Annotated in this window: 15 protein-coding genes; all 15 read left to right on the top strand. The window is 44.1% G+C overall.

The genetic code is table 11. The features are described from left to right. Positions 1–4 precede the first annotated feature (4 nt). The 15 genes from CW749_RS16720 (at position 5) to CW749_RS16650 (ending at position 18,255) form a co-directional block, all read left to right on the top strand. Positions 5–1,228, top strand: a complete 1,224-nt coding sequence (locus tag CW749_RS16720) for a type II secretion system F family protein (RefSeq protein ID WP_101113403.1) — start codon at positions 5–7, stop codon at positions 1,226–1,228. A 14-nt stretch (positions 1,229–1,242) separates the two neighbouring features. After that, a complete protein-coding gene (locus CW749_RS16715; protein WP_101113402.1) occupies positions 1,243–1,689 on the top strand; it encodes a hypothetical protein in 447 nt (148 codons plus the stop codon). A gap of 88 nt (positions 1,690–1,777) precedes the next feature. Next, complete coding sequence (locus CW749_RS16710; RefSeq protein ID WP_101113432.1) at positions 1,778–2,347, top strand: prepilin-type N-terminal cleavage/methylation domain-containing protein; 570 nt, start codon at positions 1,778–1,780, stop codon at positions 2,345–2,347. Between the two features lie 46 nt (positions 2,348–2,393). Beyond that, positions 2,394–2,888 carry a type II secretion system protein gene (locus CW749_RS16705; RefSeq protein ID WP_101113401.1) on the top strand — a complete coding sequence of 165 codons (495 nt, stop codon included), beginning with the start codon at positions 2,394–2,396 and terminating at the stop codon, positions 2,886–2,888. A gap of 115 nt (positions 2,889–3,003) precedes the next feature. Then, positions 3,004–3,501, top strand: coding sequence for a type II secretion system protein (locus CW749_RS16700; RefSeq protein ID WP_101113431.1), 498 nt, complete (start codon positions 3,004–3,006; stop codon positions 3,499–3,501). Further along, a complete protein-coding gene (locus tag CW749_RS16695; protein ID WP_101113400.1) occupies positions 3,491–4,057 on the top strand; it encodes a prepilin-type N-terminal cleavage/methylation domain-containing protein in 567 nt (188 codons plus the stop codon). Before CW749_RS16700 ends, CW749_RS16695 begins: the two co-directional genes overlap by 11 nt. Further along, positions 4,057–4,800, top strand: a complete 744-nt coding sequence (locus CW749_RS16690) for a type II secretion system protein (protein WP_101113399.1) — start codon at positions 4,057–4,059, stop codon at positions 4,798–4,800. Before CW749_RS16695 ends, CW749_RS16690 begins: the two co-directional genes overlap by 1 nt. Next, complete coding sequence (locus CW749_RS16685; protein WP_101113398.1) at positions 4,790–5,236, top strand: hypothetical protein; 447 nt, start codon at positions 4,790–4,792, stop codon at positions 5,234–5,236. The genes CW749_RS16690 and CW749_RS16685 overlap by 11 nt, the downstream gene beginning before the upstream one ends. A gap of 5 nt (positions 5,237–5,241) precedes the next feature. Continuing rightward, positions 5,242–9,672 carry a DUF6701 domain-containing protein gene (locus tag CW749_RS16680; protein WP_101113397.1) on the top strand — a complete coding sequence of 1,477 codons (4,431 nt, stop codon included), beginning with the start codon at positions 5,242–5,244 and terminating at the stop codon, positions 9,670–9,672. 172 nt (positions 9,673–9,844) lie between these two features. Further along, complete coding sequence (locus CW749_RS16675; protein ID WP_101113396.1) at positions 9,845–10,888, top strand: rod shape-determining protein; 1,044 nt, start codon at positions 9,845–9,847, stop codon at positions 10,886–10,888. 32 nt (positions 10,889–10,920) lie between these two features. Then, positions 10,921–11,814, top strand: a complete 894-nt coding sequence (mreC, locus tag CW749_RS16670) for a rod shape-determining protein MreC (RefSeq protein WP_101113395.1) — start codon at positions 10,921–10,923, stop codon at positions 11,812–11,814. Next, a complete protein-coding gene (mreD, locus tag CW749_RS16665) occupies positions 11,804–12,292 on the top strand; it encodes a rod shape-determining protein MreD (protein ID WP_101113394.1) in 489 nt (162 codons plus the stop codon). The genes mreC and mreD overlap by 11 nt, the downstream gene beginning before the upstream one ends. Before the next feature lie 17 nt (positions 12,293–12,309). Continuing rightward, entirely contained in the window at positions 12,310–12,882 is a 573-nt protein-coding gene (locus tag CW749_RS16660; protein ID WP_101113393.1) for a Maf family protein, read from the top strand. A 19-nt stretch (positions 12,883–12,901) separates the two neighbouring features. Continuing rightward, positions 12,902–14,371 carry a ribonuclease G gene (rng, locus tag CW749_RS16655; RefSeq protein WP_101113392.1) on the top strand — a complete coding sequence of 490 codons (1,470 nt, stop codon included), beginning with the start codon at positions 12,902–12,904 and terminating at the stop codon, positions 14,369–14,371. 11 nt (positions 14,372–14,382) lie between these two features. Beyond that, positions 14,383–18,255 carry a YhdP family protein gene (locus CW749_RS16650; RefSeq protein WP_272897859.1) on the top strand — a complete coding sequence of 1,291 codons (3,873 nt, stop codon included), beginning with the start codon at positions 14,383–14,385 and terminating at the stop codon, positions 18,253–18,255. The last annotated feature ends 10 nt before the right edge of the window (positions 18,256–18,265 follow it).

Raw genomic sequence — 18,265 nt, 5'->3', positions numbered from 1 at the left:
CGGCATGGCGACTTATCAATACCAAGGCAGAGATTTACAAGGCAGTAAGGTGGCAGGGCAGGTTGACGCTCCAACCGAAGAGCTCGCAGCCGAAGCATTGATAAGCAAAGGAGTAATACCAACTTCGATAAGCCAAGGCAAAAGTGCAGAAGGCGGTGCCGGATTCGATGTTTCCGCTCTTTTCACACCGTCTATTCCGCTGGAAGTGTTCGTTATATTTTGCCGACAACTGTATAGCTTGACGAAAGCGGGAGTACCCATCTTAAGAGCGATCAAAGGATTGGTTCAAAACTGTGGGAATAAGCAACTCAAACAGGCTTTGGAAGATGTCGGAAATGAATTGACTAATGGTCGAAACTTGTCTTCGTCCATGCAGCAATACCCAAAAGTATTTAGCCCATTGTTTATTTCAATGATCAATGTTGGTGAAAATACGGGTCGTTTAGATCAAGCCTTGTTGCAGCTTTCTCAATATTATGAACAAGAGTTGGAAACGCGAAAAAGAATAAAAACGGCGATGAGATACCCTATTTTTGTTTTGAGTTTTATTTCAATTGCAATGATAGTGTTGAATGTTAAAGTAATTCCGCAGTTTGCCACGATGTTTGCAAGATTTGGTGTGGATTTGCCTTTACCTACAAGGATTTTGATCAGTACATCCAACTTTTTTGTCAATTATTGGGTATGGTTAGTTATTGCCTTTTTTGCATTCTTGTTTGGCATGAAAGCTTGGATTGGAACACCTGATGGTCGAGAAAAGTGGGACAAATTTAGATTAAGGCTCCCAATTGTGGGAGATATTGTGAATCGTGCTCAGTTATCACGATTTTCCAGAACTTTCGCACTTATGTTGAAATCTGGGGTTCCGTTGAATCAGTCTTTAGCTTTGTCAGGCGAAGCTCTAGGAAATCGATTTTTAGAGCTTAGAATTTTGGAAATGAAATCGGCAATTGAAGCGGGAAGTACAGTGTCGTCAACGGCAATTCAGAGTCAAATTTTTACACCTTTGGTAATACAGATGATTTCTGTCGGAGAAGAAACAGGTCGAATAGATGAGCTATTGCTTGAAGTTTCAGACTTCTACGATCGTGAAGTGGACTACGACCTGAAAACATTAACGGCAAGAATAGAGCCTCTACTGCTGACTATTGTAGCGGGTATGGTTTTGATTTTAGCTATGGGGATTTTCTTGCCAATGTGGGGCATGTTGGATGCAATTCAAAAATAGTTGGGCGAATTGACATGGAGGGGAAAGCCGTTCCTGCATTTGCCATTTGGACTTTTTTGGTAGGCATTTTGCTTGCCACTTTGGCTTTCAATTGGCAAAAAATTGACGATGAAGCTTCTGGCACCACTTTTTTGATGCTGGAGAACCAAATTACTGAACGCGCAAATGCCTATAGGCAGCAATGGGTTATCAGTAAGCAACCAAGTTTTATTGAGTACGAAGGTAGAAAAGTTCAGCTAGATGATAACGGATGGGTATTACCTTTGCATGGTAATGAAGTGAACTGCAAATGGTGGCTGGAAACATTGTACCCTAGGTTGGGAAGTACCTATCTAGCAGCACCAGAAACACAAATACTTTCTGGTTATCCGACATACCATTGTCGATATAAATTTAATGAAGAAATGGTGCTGGACTTGGTTTTGAATGAGAAGAAGCTCTCAATAAGTACTATAAAATAGGCAGTTAAATTACCTAAATCATAGTCTTACTGGTGGGTGTGCGATATAATGAAATCACTCAGGAATGAGTAAAAAAATAGGTGAAGAAATGAAAAAGCAGTTCGGTTTTTCATTAGTAGAACTGGTTGTAGTGATTGTTATTCTTGGCTTGCTAGCTGCGGCGGCATTGCCCAAGTTTTTAGATGTCACCGATGAAGCCAAAAAGGCAAGTATTGAAGCGGTTGCTGGTGGATATGCCACAGGTGTTCTCTCTGCTCGAGCGCAGTGGGAAGCGAAAGGCAGACCGGGAGTGGGTACAGGAAATAGTAAGCAACATTACATTGAGTATGATGGTGTGGAGTTCTGGCTAACCCGCTCATTTGATAACGATGGCAATGACAGCTCATTCAGAGATGGCTATCCGATTGCTTTAAAAACAACGGGGCAAACTGCTGCTCCGTCGGCTATATCTTCATCCGATTGTGTGAACTTGATGGAGAATTTGCTACAAAATCCACCAAAAGTTGGGGATGCCGCAAGTAGTAACCTAGCTGATTTAAAATACACTGCTGAAGCAAACAGTTCTGAGAGTACTTGTTCTTATGTACAGCAAGAAGGCAGTGATCATAAGTTTGTGTATGAAATAAAAACTGGTCGTGTGACCGTAGAATTGCAGTAACTTAATTGGTTACAGCGTTAATATCTAAACATAGAGAGAAGTGACTATGAAAAGACAAGGCGGTTTCACCCTAATCGAATTAGTGGTTGTAATTGTTATTTTGGGTATTCTAGCGGTAACCGCTGCACCTAAGTTTTTAAACCTTCAAGGTGATGCGCGTGGCTCATCTCTTCAAGGCTTGAAAGGTGCAATGAACGGCGCATCAGGTATCGTTTACGGTAAGTCTGCTATAGAAGGCGAAGAAGGTGTGAGTAAAGGCGCTACAACAACGCCTGTTGCAAGTGGCATCAACACTCATTTTGGCTACCCAAGTGCAGAAACTAACGGAATTCAACTTGCTGTTGAAGGGCTACCAGCTGACTGGGATACAGCCGTGTCAGGGGCTGGAACAGCAGGTTCATCATATTACGTTACCTTTAACGCTACGCCTGCTTTAACTACCGCAGCAACGATTGAAGCCACAAACTGTTATGTTTCCTACACAGAAGCAGCGGATGCTGACAATGCACCAACAATAACGGTCGTAGCTACAGGCTGTTAATCAAAATACCAGAGGTTAGTTTTTTACCTCTGGTTAATTCTATTGTTGTTTAATGGATACCAATTGAAAGCTCTCTTGCTTTTGTTCGGAGCGATGTGAATTCATGGTTAGTGGTGTGGACAATAAACGGTTTTCTTCACAAGCTGGATTTACTCTTACAGAGCTCGTGGTGGTCATTGTGCTTTTAGGTATAATCTCTACATACGCTGCCAGCAAGTATGTAGGCGTTTCAGGCTTCTCTTCTTTCGCCGCTCAAGAGCAATCCATTTCTATCATTCGGCAAATTCAGCTTGGTCGAATGCAATCCAATTTACCTTCTCTTGACTACTCTGGCGATCAAAGCCAATACCGATTGGTGGTTTCTGGCAATTGTTTGGGTTCTGGCACTGGGTGCACTGCAGATAATCGAAGCAACTTTGTCTTCATTGAAGATCAAACCTTCTCATTTACACCAGCAAGTATGATCGTCGAGTTTGATCTGTTAGGTGTTCCAACGTGTATTTCTGGTTGCTCCACACCTGTTGCAGGGGGCAATATTTCTATTGGTATTTCCAACGGCGTAGAGTCTGCTCAAGTTTGCATTAACAGCGAAGGGTTTGTTTATGGCTGTTAAGCAACGTGGTTTCACGCTGGTTGAAAGTATTATCGCCATCATTGTTTTAGGCATTTCGATGTCGGTATTGCTTTCTATTCTTTTTCCTCGTGTTCAAAACTCCGCGCATTCACAATATGAAGTTCGAGCGTCTATTTTGGCTCAAAGTATCATGACTGAAATTCTAGCGAGAGGGTTTGACCATGTGAGTGATCCGAATGGCAGTATCATTCGGTGCGATGAAGCTGGGGCTCCAACTTGTACGGTAACGTTAGGTCCAGAAACCGGAGAAACGACGGCTACGTTTAATGATGTTGATGATTATATTGGGTGTTGGCATACCAATAACAACGCATCGGATTGTGTACTGAATGCTCGTGGCAGCCTTAATGACATTTTTGGCTCTGACATCGCTAATGACTACCCAAATTTTAGAACTGAAGTTGCCGTCGTATACGTTCCGAGCAGTGACCTTGGTTTTGCTGATGCTCTACATAGATATAAACGAATTACCTTAACGGTTATTGCTGGGCAGTATGGGGAGTTTCGATTCAGTGCTTATAAGGGGAACTACTAATGAAAAAATTAGGGTTCACTTTGATGGAAATGATCGTCACGATACTGATCGTCTCTATCATGTTTTTAGGCATTGCTGGATTCGTTAAGATTGGCGCTCAAGGTTATGCTGATACGACTCGAAGGCAGGCTCTGCACAATCAAGCGCGATTTGTTATTGAAAAAATGTCCCGTGAAATAAGGCATGCCGTGCCCAATAGTTTGGCGACTTCAAGTGGCGGTTCGTGTGTGTCTTTCTATCCCATTCGATATTCTGGCTTTTACCAGATAATTGATTCGATAAGTGGTGGCAGTGATACTTTGCAGTTTATTGTGGGCAATGACGGTTTTACTCAGACGGACATGAATGCTGCAATCAGCGCTGGAGCCCGTTTGGTGATTAATCCAAGTCAAATATCGGATTTGGTCGATCCTTCTTCTGCTTCAGTATTGTTAACTGGGGCCAGTTTAAGCGGTGCGATCTACAGTCTCTCTGCGTCATTTTCGAGCAACTCAATTGCCAACCGACACTATATTTACATACCCTCAGAGCAAGTCGAGTACTGCGTGAATACAGGAACTGGTCTAATTACTCGAGATGCTGGAACGGTCGTCCAGGTAGGCGAAAATGCCACCAGCGCCGCATTCGCTGTCGATGGAATGTCATTACAGCGTGGTGGCTTAGTCCACATGGATATTTTATTCGAAAGCGATGGTGAACAAAGTCACTACAATCATGATGTGCAGGTGCTTAATGTCCCATAAAAAGAACCAGACAGGCAGCGTGCTGATTATTGCCATTTTTGTTATTGTTGTGATGGGTATGCTTGCGCTAACTTTAGTTCGTTTGGAGTGGTCAAACCAAGATACTCTGACTCGTGAGGTGCTTGGCACACAAGCGTGGTTTTTGGCTCACTCCGGTAACGAGTGGGGCTTGACTTACATGTACCCATTAAATGAAAGTGCGGGGACACCTCAGTTAACCTCTCGTTGCACAAATTTAAATACCGCTGCAAATGCAGCTGAAGAGGCGTTGCGTATAAACTCTAACGTTCCTTGCTCTTCATTAAATATCACTTGCGCTCAAAGTGGGTCTGGTGATCTAACATTCTATAGAATCAGTTCCGTTGCGGTATGTGGCGGAAGCAATACCTTTGAAGTTAGCCGAGAACAGGAAGTTTGGGCTAAAGCCATGGAATAGACCTCATGATGTTGAATGCTTTTCGCTTGGTTCAAGCCAAGTGGTCTTTGTTTCTGCTTTTTATCCTATTTCCACTACATTCGATCGCGGCGACAGAAGTGCTTAATGGAGCAAACGTCAATGCGAACGATGGATTTTGCTTTGTTTTTAATATGGACTCAGATGGCAGTAATCGAGCTCGTTTAGAGGGTTCTCGATTTTATCCATTTTGGACGGATGACAACACATACCAACGGTACAGTCCATTCATCTATGAGTCGCGGCATGTTGCTGACCCTCAAGTACGGCAGTACAAAGTTCAGTTTATTCCTGATCAAAACAATCAAAATAACATCAAGGGTACAGTAAAGTACTTTGTTGATGGTTTTAAAGAAAAAGAGCAAGCGAATTTCAACCTAACAACGGCTGTTGGCGTTTCAGCTAGCAACCCTTTTTTGAATCTCCGCGTACTGGGAAATCAATTTTCTGCAAATAACTTCCGTATATCTAAGGGGCGAAATTGCCCTTCAATTCCTCGTGTGAAAATGGGCTATGATGATGCCCAATATGAATTTGGTCGTTTACAAGGTGCCAATTGTAAAAGTGGCTGCAGTATTCGATTCACGAAACAATATCGAACGGAGCCATTGGTATTTTTAATGCCAACTGTTGCTTCAAATAATGCCGACAACGATAAGCCTGCTACGTTATCCGTTACATCGGTTACAAGACAGTCCGTCAGCTTTATTCAGGATACCGCCCCCACGGCTGCAGAATACAATGGCATGGATGAAGTGCTGATGGACTCAATAAGCTATCTGGTGATGGAACCTGGCACGGCGACATTTGTGAGTCGAAGCGACGACGATGATGACGATGACGATACCAAAGCGCATAAAGTAGTCGCTGGTTATGTTTACACACAAGCGTATCGTGGTGATCAAACCAGCAGTACCCCCAATAAAGTGAAAGTGAGTTATTCCGTCTTCTCAAATACGACATTTGATGAACCTATTGCTTTAGCACAAATCAACTCTCCAACCGACCGATGGATGACCGCGGGTATTAAAAACGTTAAAAACGATTCTATAGACTTGTTTTTAGAGCTAACTCGAGTGAATCGAAATACCCCCGTTACGAATACAGAGAAAATTGCTTTCCTAGTTAGTAATGAAGGGAAAGGTATAGCCGATGGTGTCCGTTACGAGTTTGGAAAAATCGAGGTGAATGAGCACAGTGTGAACACTCCGATACAAGATGCCTGTAATGACCTAGAAGAACTCGAACATGGCTATAATTCAGAGCCAGGAATCATTGCCAATAAACAAAAACGAAGTGGAAGTCATGGTGGGTGGCTGCGGCGTTGTAAATTGTCCGGTGAAGGTGATTCCAGTGATGACGACGATGATGGTGATTACGAAGTGAGTTTTGTCATTGATGAAGACCTTTCGGAATCTGGGTCAAAATCCAAGCGATCACATGCGGATGAAGAGGTAGGGTATTTTGCTTTTGGCCAGCAAAATATTCCAACCCCAAGGTTTAATGTTTGCACACTGTTTCCATCTGCTGCCCAAGGGTGGAAAGAGGGGCGTAACAGCCAAATTTCCATGTCCAACAATGCTTCTATCTTAAATGCTCGATTGATCAATGGTCAGCGTACTGTTGGTTTCTCATCTTCTAATTTTAACAATCAGTCAAATTGCGATGGTGGTACTTGCGCCAATGATGCCAACTATCAGGTTTCTATGGATAAACTGCCTGATTTTTCACTCAAAACATCGATCCCTAATATTTGGGATGAAACGGTCACACTGTCGCCACTGCGTTCAAAAACACTGAATATCGGGCGTTCCAATGTGACTCTTCAATCGGGTCATTACTATTTTGAAAATCTAGATATCAACAGTGGTTCAACAATTAACATTCAAGGGAAGGTGGTAATGCACGTACAGAAATTGACACTTTCTAACGACTCCAAATTTAATAATATGGGTAATCCGGATCACTTATTTATCGTGGGATATAATCCGGAAAAGAGTGGCGGTTCTTGTCCAGCTGGTGGCTGTGTTATTAGTTTGACTAAAAATGACAAGCTTAAAGGGCTTATTTACAGTGAAGCGACGGTTAACTTGTCCAATAGTGTTCATATTTATGGTGCTGTTACCGCACTTAATTTGAACATGTCGAACAGCGCTAAAATCACGGGTGAAAGCCAGTGCTTCTCAGAACCAGAATTAGTGATTACACCTGCGACTGCCACTGGACTTGCCTGTGACGGGATCCCGGTAACGTTTAAATTGGTGGATAAAGCCACAAAGCAGCTGCTTAATAACTATTCGGGCACACTTAGTGTAGACATTCCCAATAATACCGCAGGGCAATCTTGTTGGATTTTAGGTTCTGATCCCGTTCGATGTTCGACACCTTTCTTCCATGAATTTGTAGCGGGGCAAGATGCGATTGTGACAAAAACATTGTCGAGTACCTCTTTATCTCCAGTCCACATTCAAGGGAAGTTACTCCAGAATACTAATGTGTCTGCGGATGCCGGACCATATCAATTTGTTCCGTATGGTTTTAAAGTTACCGATGAAAACCGAGTCGACGGCAATAAAGGACAAGTCGCAAGTCGCCCCTTTAGTGTTAAAGTGTCTGCAGTCGCATCAAACGCAGCGAACCCTAGGCAATGTCAAACGATTGAAGACTATGCAGGCACGCAATCGTTGAATATGTCTTATGAGCTGATTGCCCCATCAATTATCAATAACAACAATTCTCTTATTGTCCACAATACTGCCATTCCGAAAGGAAGCGATCCCCTTGCTGGAGAAACGATACCCAATATTCAGTTTGATAAGGGTGTTGCAGTCTTAGATAGTGTTTATTTGTCAGCTGGTCAGTTCAAGCTCCACGTGGCGGATGCTAAATGGCAACCATCACAAGTCAGTATGCCTTCGTGGTCTGGTTTAGCAGGAAGCGCCACCATAAATAGCCGCCCTTTCGCTTTATCAATTTGTCATGCTCCACAAGGTGGCTCTTTTCAGTTGTTCCCTTCTGGTACCGCAAGTGGAGGTGATAAATTTACTGGTTCAGGTAACTTTGTGGATTCGCGACTAAGGGCTTTACGCTGGTATTCCAGCGCTGATATTAATAACGATGGTGTGCCTGATAGCGGTTACATGGATCCGCTCTTGTGTTTCGAGGACAGTGTGACCGGTTTTGAAGTCTCTGCTGATGTGCATTTTGACCTTCATACTCCTTCCTCTGGGCACAAAGGAATACTTGAGATGGCGAATCAGATAAGCAACTCAAGTAATGGCTATTTGCCGATATCCGTGAACTTCAATGAATGGGGACTTTCCGATCAAAGCTTTAGATGGTCTGAAGTTGGCAGTATTCAGATGTGGGTTGAAAAGCCCAACTACTTAAACGGCATGTCTGTACCATTTATTAAGCACCCGATCGGTCGCTTTTACCCATCTCATTTCTCTCTAGAAAAAGCAGAATTTACTTACCCCACAGGGCAGAATAATTTTGTTTATATGAACCAACCGTTCGAAGAGGTAGAGTTTGAAGTGAAAGCGTTGTCAGCTATGACGGAAGGGAATACACCTCTCTCTACATTAAATTACGGAGAACACTACAACCAACAATTAAAAGCCTCTTTCTCGCTAAAAGGGGATTATGCCGACCGCCTTTCCATTAAGGACTCCGATCTTGGAAGTGAGTTGTGGGGCAGCGATGCAGTGTGGCGCTTCAATCCATCGGATGATGTCACTTGGTCACGTTTAATGGTGAGCATTGCTCAAACTTATCCGGATAAGTTGTTTAATTATTCTGGAACCCTGACGGAGCTTGATTCAACAACAACAGAGATCGAGTTGGAAATCCGAGGTGTGGATCCTGTGAGTTTCTCCGCTAACTCGGATGAAGAACGTATACGTTTACCTCAACAGCCAGACGTTCGATATGGCCGTATGATTTTGGAAGATCTGGGTACACAATCGAATGGTCGAGTATCAATACCCATGCGTACTGAATTTTGGAGTGGCGAAGAATTTATTGTTAATAATGACGACAGTAAAAGCAGCTTTGTGGGAAATCAATTCTGTCGTCAAACAATATGGAACAGTGTCGGCAGTGAGCTTTCAACAGCAAGTTTCAATGAATCTGGCAGAGTGTCCCATGGTGAGAGTGATGAGCTAATCGCGAAACAAAATGCCACTATAAGAGAACAAGTGCGTCTATGGTTAAGAATTGGTACCGGGCAGGTCGTAAAAGTGAACCCAACAGATAACAACATAGAATGTTGGAGCTCGTCAGGAAATCAATATTGGTTGAAATACAATTGGAGAGGTGTTGGGGATGAAATACCTTCGGCAGTTATCACTTTTGGAACTTACCGTGGAAATGACCGGATCATTTATCGGGGAGAGCCAAGAATCACTGGTCGATAAAACTGATGTTTTCACCGCTTAACATTAAAAATGAGGGCTTAAGTAAAGAATCTGCAAGAAAAAGCGAGATTCAGCCCATGTTTACATGTCAATGCCTTGCTGATAACGCAAGGCATTGGTACATTTAGTGCAATTTTATGTCTTCTTAATGCTTGCAGGATGAACGAAGAATATGTTTAAAAAACTTCGTGGCATGTTTTCAAACGATCTCTCTATCGATTTAGGTACAGCCAATACTCTTATCTACGTAAAAGGTCAGGGCATTGTCCTTGATGAACCTTCCGTTGTGGCCATTCGACAAGACCGCGCTGGTACCGCAAAAAGTGTCGCAGCTGTAGGGCACGAAGCGAAACAAATGCTGGGTCGTACTCCGGGCAATATTTCGGCAATCCGCCCTATGAAAGATGGGGTTATTGCTGATTTTTACGTGACTGAAAAAATGCTTCAGCACTTCATAAAACAAGTACATGACAACAGCGTGTTGAAACCAAGCCCTCGCGTTTTGGTTTGTGTACCGTGTGGCTCCACTCAAGTTGAGCGTCGAGCCATTCGTGAATCTGCTTTGGGAGCGGGCGCACGTGAAGTTTATCTGATTGATGAGCCAATGGCGGCAGCAATTGGTGCTGGCTTACGCGTATCAGAGCCAACAGGTTCAATGGTTGTCGATATCGGCGGTGGTACAACAGAGGTTGCTGTTATCTCACTTAACGGTGTGGTTTATTCCTCTTCTGTTCGTATCGGTGGAGACCGATTCGACGAAGCGGTCATCAATTACGTTCGTCGAAACTACGGCAGCTTGATTGGTGAAGCGACAGCAGAAAAAATTAAGCACGAAATCGGTTCCGCTTATCCAGGTGATGAAGTAGAAGAAATCGAAGTGCGTGGTCGCAATTTAGCTGAAGGTGTGCCGCGTAGCTTTACACTGAATTCCAACGAGATCCTTGAAGCACTTCAAGAGCCTCTAACTGGTATTGTTTCTGCTGTCATGGTTGCACTTGAACAGTGTCCGCCGGAATTGGCTTCTGACATTTCTGAAAATGGTATGGTTCTTACTGGTGGTGGTGCACTGCTGAAAGATTTGGACCGTCTTCTGACAGAAGAAACAGGTATTCCTGTTGTTGTGGCAGAAGAACCCCTGACTTGTGTTGCTCGTGGTGGCGGTAAAGCGCTAGAAATGATCGACGTACATGGCGGCGATCTGTTTAGCGAAGAGTAAGCCTTGCTGCTTTTAACTTCGGGTAAACAGCGATGAAACCGATATTTGGCAGGGGACCATCCCTGCAACTGCGTCTGTTTTTTGCGGTCATACTATCAGCCAGCCTTATGCTGGCTGATAGTCGTTTAGACACATTTTCCAGCGTACGTTATTTCTTAAACAGCTCCGTTGCGCCAATCCAATATTTGGCGAATTTACCTCGTACCATGTTTGATGGCATGTACGAGCGAATGAACACGCGCGAGACCCTACTCACCTCCAACCAAGCGTTGAAACGAGAAGTGCTTCGGCTTAAAAGCAATTTGACCCTTCTAGATCAGTACCGTGAAGAAAACCAACGCTTAAGAAAGTTACTAGGTTCCCCTTTTATTCGTGATGAAAGAAAGGTGGTGACGGAAGTGATGGCTGTGGACTCTTCACCTTATCGCCACCAAGTGGTGATCGATAAAGGTCAAATTGATGGGGTGTATGTTGGTCAGCCTGTTATCAATGAGAAAGGCATTGTTGGTCAAGTAACCTTTGTTGCTGCTCACAATAGCCGTGTCTTACTGATCACTGATACTAACAGCTCCATTCCCGTGCAAGTGGTGCGAAATGATATTCGTGTTATTGCTTCAGGTAACGGGAGTATCAATACCATACAACTTGAACATATTCCAAGTAGTACGGAAATTGAAGAGGGTGACTTACTGGTCACTTCTGGTCTAGGGGATCGGTACCCTGAAGGCTATCCAGTTGGTTACGTCACAACGGTTGAGCGAGACAATCGCCGCCCGTTTGCGTCGATCACAGCGGAGCCCGTGGTGGCATTTGACCGATTACGCTATCTACTATTGGTTTGGCCAAGTGAAAATAGGCAAGATGCTCAACCTGCGGAAAATGAAAATAGCAGTGAATCTGTCAGTGAGGTGAGTGATGGCGAATAGTGTTCTAAGAGGGCGCATGGTCATTTGGGCGACTTTCCTTATTGCTTTAGTCTTTCAGTCCATTCCTTGGCCGGGGATGTTTGAAATATTCCGCCCCGCGTGGTTGTTACTCATCGTGTTTTACTGGGTGTTAGCTTTGCCGCATCGAGTCAACGTGGGTACTGCGTTAGTACTTGGGTTGATTTGGGACCTACTACTGGGCTCCACTCTAGGTATACGTGGCATGATGATGTCAATCACCGTTTACTTAGTGGCCATGAACTTCCTTGTTTTAAGAAACATGGCACTGTGGCAGCAAGCCATTATTATCGGTGCGTTGACGGCATTGGCTGAATTATTGGAATTCTTTGGTGAATACCTCATTCAGGATGTTACGTTTAATCCACTGTCCCTGTGGGCTGCGGTAGTGAACTGTATTTTGTGGCCATGGATATTCCTTTTGCTGCGTCGAGTGAGACGCCATTGGCATATTCGGTAATTGATAAGGAAAAAGGTATGTCCCAGACAGAGCGCAGGTTAACCTTAGCTTCTAGCTCACCAAGACGAAAAGAATTGCTTGGTAAATTGGGCTACCCGTTTGACACGGTTTCTCCCGATATCTTAGAAGAAAAAAGCGAAAGTGAGTCCGTTTCCCAATATGTGGTACGACTTGCGAAAGAAAAAGCGCAAGCCGGTTTATTGATGACCGATCAAGCAGATATTGTTATTGGCTCTGACACCATTGTCGTCGTTGATGGTGAAGCGCTAGAGAAACCAGAGAATTTTGAATGCTCACGAACTATGTTGAGCCGCTTGTCAGGACGCAGTCATCAGGTGCTAACCGCCGTGACTGTATTAGACAAAACTCGCAGCGAGTCTGTACTTGTTGAAACAAACGTATGGTTTAAATCCCTGTCAGAACAAGAAATAACAAGTTACTGGGAAACAGGCGAACCGTGCGATAAAGCTGGCAGTTATGGAATTCAGGGGATTGGTGGGAAGTTTATTTCTCGCATTGAAGGGAGTTACCATGCCGTTATGGGGCTACCATTGATGGAAACTGACCAGCTCTTGCACAAGTTTTTCTAATTTAATTTGAGGCACACGAATGAGTGCAGAGTTGTTGATAAACGTTACTCCGAGCGAAACTCGGGTAGCGATGATTGTAGGTGGAATACTACAAGAAGTTCACATTGAACGAGAGTCGAAAAGAGGCATAGTCGGTAATATTTACAAAGGTCGTGTGAGCCGAGTATTACCAGGAATGCAAGCCGCCTTTGTTGATATTGGTTTGGAAAAAGCCGCTTTCCTACATGCTTCTGATATCGTCCCGCATACAGAATGTGTTGCTGAAAATGAAAAGCAGCAATTCCAAGTCAGAGACATCTCTGAACTGGTTCGCCAAGGGCAAGACATTGTCGTACAGGTCGTAAAAGATCCGCTTGGCACAAAAGGTGCTCGCCTTACGACAGACATTACGCTTCCTTCCCGTTATTTAGTCTTTATGCCTGGTGCAAGCCACGTGGGTGTATCTCAACGTATAGAAAGCGAAGATGAACGCGAACGATTGAAAAAAACGGTCTCCAGTTATTGCGATGAGCACGGTGGTTTTATCATTCGCACCGCTGCTGAAGGGGCGGATGAGCAAGAATTATCTCAAGATGCCGCTTTCCTAAAGCGTTTATGGATGAAAGTCATCGAGCGCCGCAAAAAATACAAAACTCGTTCGACGCTTTACGGTGAACTGGGCTTGGCGCAGCGAATTTTACGCGATTTTGTCGGAACAGAACTCGATAGCATTCAAGTCGATTCAAGACTTGTGTACGAAAACCTTAGAGAATTCGTATCGGAATTCGTGCCTGAGCTGCATGAAAAACTGAAGCTTTACGAAGGCGATAAGCCTATTTTCGATATGTACGATACCGAGAATGAGATTCAGCGTTCTTTAGACAGAAAAGTTGAGCTTAAGTCGGGTGGTTATCTTATTATCGATCAGACAGAGGCGATGACAACAGTCGATATCAACACAGGTGCTTTTGTTGGTCGTCGAAATTTGGAAGAAACCATATTCAATACGAATGTTGAAGCGACTCAAGCCATTGCCCGTCAGCTTAGGCTGCGCAATCTTGGGGGCATCATTATTATCGACTTCATTGACATGATGTCAGATGAACACCGTAAGCGAGTGATCACTTCACTGGAATTGGCGCTCGCTCACGACAGAGTTAAAACGAACATCAATGGATTCACACAGTTGGGTTTAGTTGAGATGACACGTAAGCGAACTCGTGAAAGTATTGAACATGTTCTGTGTTCCGAGTGTCCAACCTGTAAAGGTCGTGGTTCAGTGAAAACGGTCGAGTCTGTGTGTTATGAGATCTTACGTGAAGTGACTCGTGTAAACCGCGCTTACGATGCTGATAAGTTCGTTGTGTATGCGTCTCCTGCGGTTTCAGATACCCTGACCGGCGAAGAGTCACATGCATTGGCAGAGCTTGAAGTCTTTATTGGAAAAGAAGTAAAAATTCAACCTGAACCACTGTATGTCCAGGAACAATTTGATGTCGTTATGATGTAAATGGAGCAACAGTGAAGTTTCTGCCATCTCTACTTTGGCGTACGCTCATTTGGAGTTTAGTAACCGTAATGGTGATCCTAGCGATCACCGTTACTGTTTTGCGTGTCTCTCTTCCTCGCTTAGACAAGTATCAAGCCGATATCGAAACGTGGGTTTCTCAATCTACCGGAATAGAATTCCAAAGTGAAAAGGTCAGTGGATATTGGAAAAATACTCACCCTTTCATTGCATTAGAAAACCTGCAAGCCATTCTTCCCGATGAAGAAAAAACCCAAATTCTCATCCGAGAAGCCGAAATAGAATTGGACGTTTTTGCATCTCTCCGCAACCTAACACCTGTCGTGTCGACGCTACGTGTTGATGGGCTGAGTCTAGATGTTCAGCACATCAAATGGTTGAAAGAAGGCAATCAAGCCATCGGAAAACCCGAAGCATCTTCCCCGTCATCTGAAAGTGTTTTAAACGATATTGAATACTTGCTTCTGCGCCAATTGAACGATTTTTCTATTGCCAATTCCAACGTAACTTATCAGACGTTTACCGGAGATATAAAAACGTTAGAAATTGAACATTTAAAGTGGCGGAACTTTGGAGATCGGCATCGCGCTGATGGCGTTATTGGTATTGCAGATAACGACATAAACAGCTTAACGGTGAAAGCTGACTTTATCGAGTCGGGAGACTTGTCTCGAATCAGTGGTGATTTCTTTGTTAGCGCTGAAAATCTTCAAGTGACGCCTTGGCTCACGAAATACTTGAAAGATAAAGTGGGCATTGCTCAGGGACACGCGAGCTTTAATTCTTGGATTACGTTGGACAAAGGCCAGCCTAAAAATGCTTACTTAGAAATTCTGCCAAGCGAAATCAGTTGGAATAAAGAAGCGCAGCATAGCTTAATGCTGGAACACGGTATTGTCAGTATGGCGCCGTCAGGCTCTGGTTGGCAAGTGAATGCCCACTCACTAAGACTCCGAACAGATGATACACCTTGGCCTTTTTTGGATGCAGCATTTAAATTTAACAAAGAAAACTGGCAGTTAAATGTATCTGAATTGAATGTCGCAACCCTAACGCCATTTGTTCATTTGATGCCAGAGTCGGATAAGCTTAACCAGTGGCTGGATACCGTTCAGCTCGGGGGCAGGGTAGAAGATATCCGTGTTTCTATGGGGAAAGACCTATCAAGTATGCGCTTTTCTGCCAACCTAGAAGATGGAGCCATGCAACAGTGGGAGCTGCTACCTGAGTTGCATCACCTAAGTGCCCAATTGTCTGGTTCGCTCGATCAGATTAATGCTCGTGTTTCTCTGATTGATGATGAACTGCCTTATGGTGATGTATTTCAAGCCCCGCTTAAAATTCGCCAAGCGCAAGTGGACATTACATGGAAAGATCAGGGAGATTGGGGTTGGAGTTTATGGGCGGACAAAGTCACAGCAGCCACACCTGACCTCCAAGTGTTAGGTGCCTTTAAATTAGATTTCCCCAAAGGGAAAAGCCCATTCCTTTCTTTTTACGCTGAAGCTGATGCCTTCAACGCAGGTGAAACGTGGCGTTATCTTCCAACTCTGGCGTTAGGTACGGAGTTGACGGATTACCTGTCAACGGCGATTCAGGCAGGTAAAGCGAGCACATCTAAGTTGCTTTGGTATGGTAGTTTGGATCGATTCCCATACTCTAACAATGACGGCATGTTCCAAGCATTGGTAAATTTAAAGCAGTCGCAGTTTAGCTTTGACACGGCGTGGCCGCCACTTAAGAACCTTCAGCTTGATTTGTTGTTCCAAAACGAAGCCATGTTTATGGACTCTCGAAGCGCGACACTCATGGACGTGAAGGCAAGTCGAATTACGGGAAGAATCCCATCGCTGTCGGAAAATGGTCATATAGAAATTGAAGCCACAGCAAAAGGCAAAGGTGATGCTGTTCGTGATTACATGATGGCCACACCTTTGGTTGATTCTGTTGGTGCTGCTTTAACTGCCGTTCAAGTAAAAGGCTTGGTTGATGCGGATTTTCAGCTAAAGATTCCTTTTGATGGAAGCGATACTCGAGCTTGGGGCTGGGCAAAACTGCCGGATAATCAAGTTAATATAAAAACGCCATCAATGACGTTAAGTAATGCCTCTGGTCTCATTGAATTTGATAATGATGTGGTTCGATCGTCTGGTCTATCTGCAGAACTCTTGGGTCAGCCCATTTCCTTAGACTTTTTAGGGCAAACTCAGAGTAAGAACTACAATGTGAACATCGATGTTCTTGGAGATTGGGATGTACAACCATTAGTTCCCTATGTCGGCGAAACGTGGCTGAAGCGTGTTCAAGGTCATGCGCCATGGAGCATGGACGTTGATTTGCAAATCAACGATGTCGGCTTTACTTATCAAGTTGATGTGAAAGCGGAAACCCAATTTATTGCCAGCCAATATCCAGAGCCTCTCGGTAAAGCATTGGGCGAGAAAGGCAGTGCTAGGTTACAAGCCTCTGGCAACCAAGAAACCATTTCTGCACGCCTACAGCTTCCTGAATTTAAATATCAGGCTGAAATTGATATTAGCAATGAAAGACCCGAGTTCGGAGCCTCTCACCTAGTGGTTGGGCGTGGCGCATTCCGAGTCAGTCCTATTGTTGGTCACAGTGCTGTTGTACGCCGTGACAACTTCGATCTCGACCAATGGTTGGAACTCTTTTTGGGTCCCGTCACCGGACCTCAACCTTTGGTCAGCGAACTTGACGTTCCTAAAATCCCAATCCCAGAAAGCGTTAAGGTGGAAAGCAAAGCGCTGACGTTAGCTGGGGTGGAATGGCATGATCTAGATTTCAGTGCTCGCAAGAAGAGTCTTGGTTGGAAGATGGAAGTGGAGGGGGCTGAGATATCAGGTCAAGCAAGCTACCTTGAACCGTATGATTTAACGGTTTCACTGGATAGGCTGCAGCTTTATATTCCAGGTTTAGATGAATCAACGGATCCTGAACCGCTCGCTTTGGATGATGAAAAGCCCCAACCTTTGATTCGACCTTTTGACCGAGTGTTTCATGATGCGGTACCTAACCTAACGCTGGCAATAAACGACTTTTGGTTACAAGGCTACAAGATCGGAAAGGTCAATGTGGATTTCTTAAGGCAAGGCGATCGTCTTGAATGGAAGAATATTTCCTTTTCAAGTGGCGACAATAAGTTTAAGGCTTCCGGTTGGTGGATGCTCAAAGAGAACCAAAGTCGCTCTAAATTTAAAATGTCGATGTCTGGTAAAAACAATACGGAAGTGATGGAACGTTTTGGTATTACGTCAGGCATTCAAAAAGCCCCATTTGATGTGGAAACAGATCTAGAATGGAATGGAGCACCTTGGTTACCTCAGATGACCTCTATGAATGGAACCATTTCCTCAAAGCTCGGGAAAGGTGTCATTTCCGATGTGAGTGGTGCGGCGCGTCTTCTGGGTCTATTCAGCTTAGACTCCATTATTCGTAAAATGCAGCTGGATTTCAGTGATGTGTTTGATAAGGGCATGGCGTTCAATAGCATTACGGGGTCTGGTGAAGTGAAGAACGGTATTTTCGTCACCAATGACATTAAAATGGATGCTGTAGCAGGACGTATGTCGATTAAAGGTTTAGCAAACCTAGAAACACAAATAGTGGATGCTGAAGTAGAGTTTGTGCCCGATCTAACATCCGGTATTCCCGTTATTACCGCGTTTGCCGTGGCACCACAAACGGCAATTGTCGTTTTTGCAATTACCACGGCGTTGTCCCCAGTCGTTGAAGTGATTACCAAGGTAAACTATGCCGTGAAAGGGGCTCTGGATAATCCAAGTGTAACTGAGATTTCAAGAAGCAAGGGTGAATATACAGTGCCCAAAAACGCCACTCAAAACTGAGTGAGTAGTT

This window comes from Vibrio sp. vnigr-6D03 (assembly GCF_002835515.1).
Lineage (GTDB): Bacteria > Pseudomonadota > Gammaproteobacteria > Enterobacterales > Vibrionaceae > Vibrio > Vibrio penaeicida.
Note: the sequence above shows the minus strand (reverse complement) of the source record. Positions and strands in the feature narration are given on the sequence as shown.

Coding starts and splice junctions, on each gene's coding strand:
- CW749_RS16720 (WP_101113403.1), top strand. CDS start 5: ATGGCGACTTATCAATACCAAGGCAGAGATTTACAAGGCAGTAAGGTG.
- CW749_RS16715 (WP_101113402.1), top strand. CDS start 1,243: ATGGAGGGGAAAGCCGTTCCTGCATTTGCCATTTGGACTTTTTTGGTA.
- CW749_RS16710 (WP_101113432.1), top strand. CDS start 1,778: ATGAAAAAGCAGTTCGGTTTTTCATTAGTAGAACTGGTTGTAGTGATT.
- CW749_RS16705 (WP_101113401.1), top strand. CDS start 2,394: ATGAAAAGACAAGGCGGTTTCACCCTAATCGAATTAGTGGTTGTAATT.
- CW749_RS16695 (WP_101113400.1), top strand. CDS start 3,491: ATGGCTGTTAAGCAACGTGGTTTCACGCTGGTTGAAAGTATTATCGCC.
- CW749_RS16690 (WP_101113399.1), top strand. CDS start 4,057: ATGAAAAAATTAGGGTTCACTTTGATGGAAATGATCGTCACGATACTG.
- CW749_RS16685 (WP_101113398.1), top strand. CDS start 4,790: ATGTCCCATAAAAAGAACCAGACAGGCAGCGTGCTGATTATTGCCATT.
- CW749_RS16680 (WP_101113397.1), top strand. CDS start 5,242: ATGATGTTGAATGCTTTTCGCTTGGTTCAAGCCAAGTGGTCTTTGTTT.
- CW749_RS16675 (WP_101113396.1), top strand. CDS start 9,845: ATGTTTAAAAAACTTCGTGGCATGTTTTCAAACGATCTCTCTATCGAT.
- mreC (WP_101113395.1), top strand. CDS start 10,921: ATGAAACCGATATTTGGCAGGGGACCATCCCTGCAACTGCGTCTGTTT.
- mreD (WP_101113394.1), top strand. CDS start 11,804: ATGGCGAATAGTGTTCTAAGAGGGCGCATGGTCATTTGGGCGACTTTC.
- CW749_RS16660 (WP_101113393.1), top strand. CDS start 12,310: ATGTCCCAGACAGAGCGCAGGTTAACCTTAGCTTCTAGCTCACCAAGA.
- rng (WP_101113392.1), top strand. CDS start 12,902: ATGAGTGCAGAGTTGTTGATAAACGTTACTCCGAGCGAAACTCGGGTA.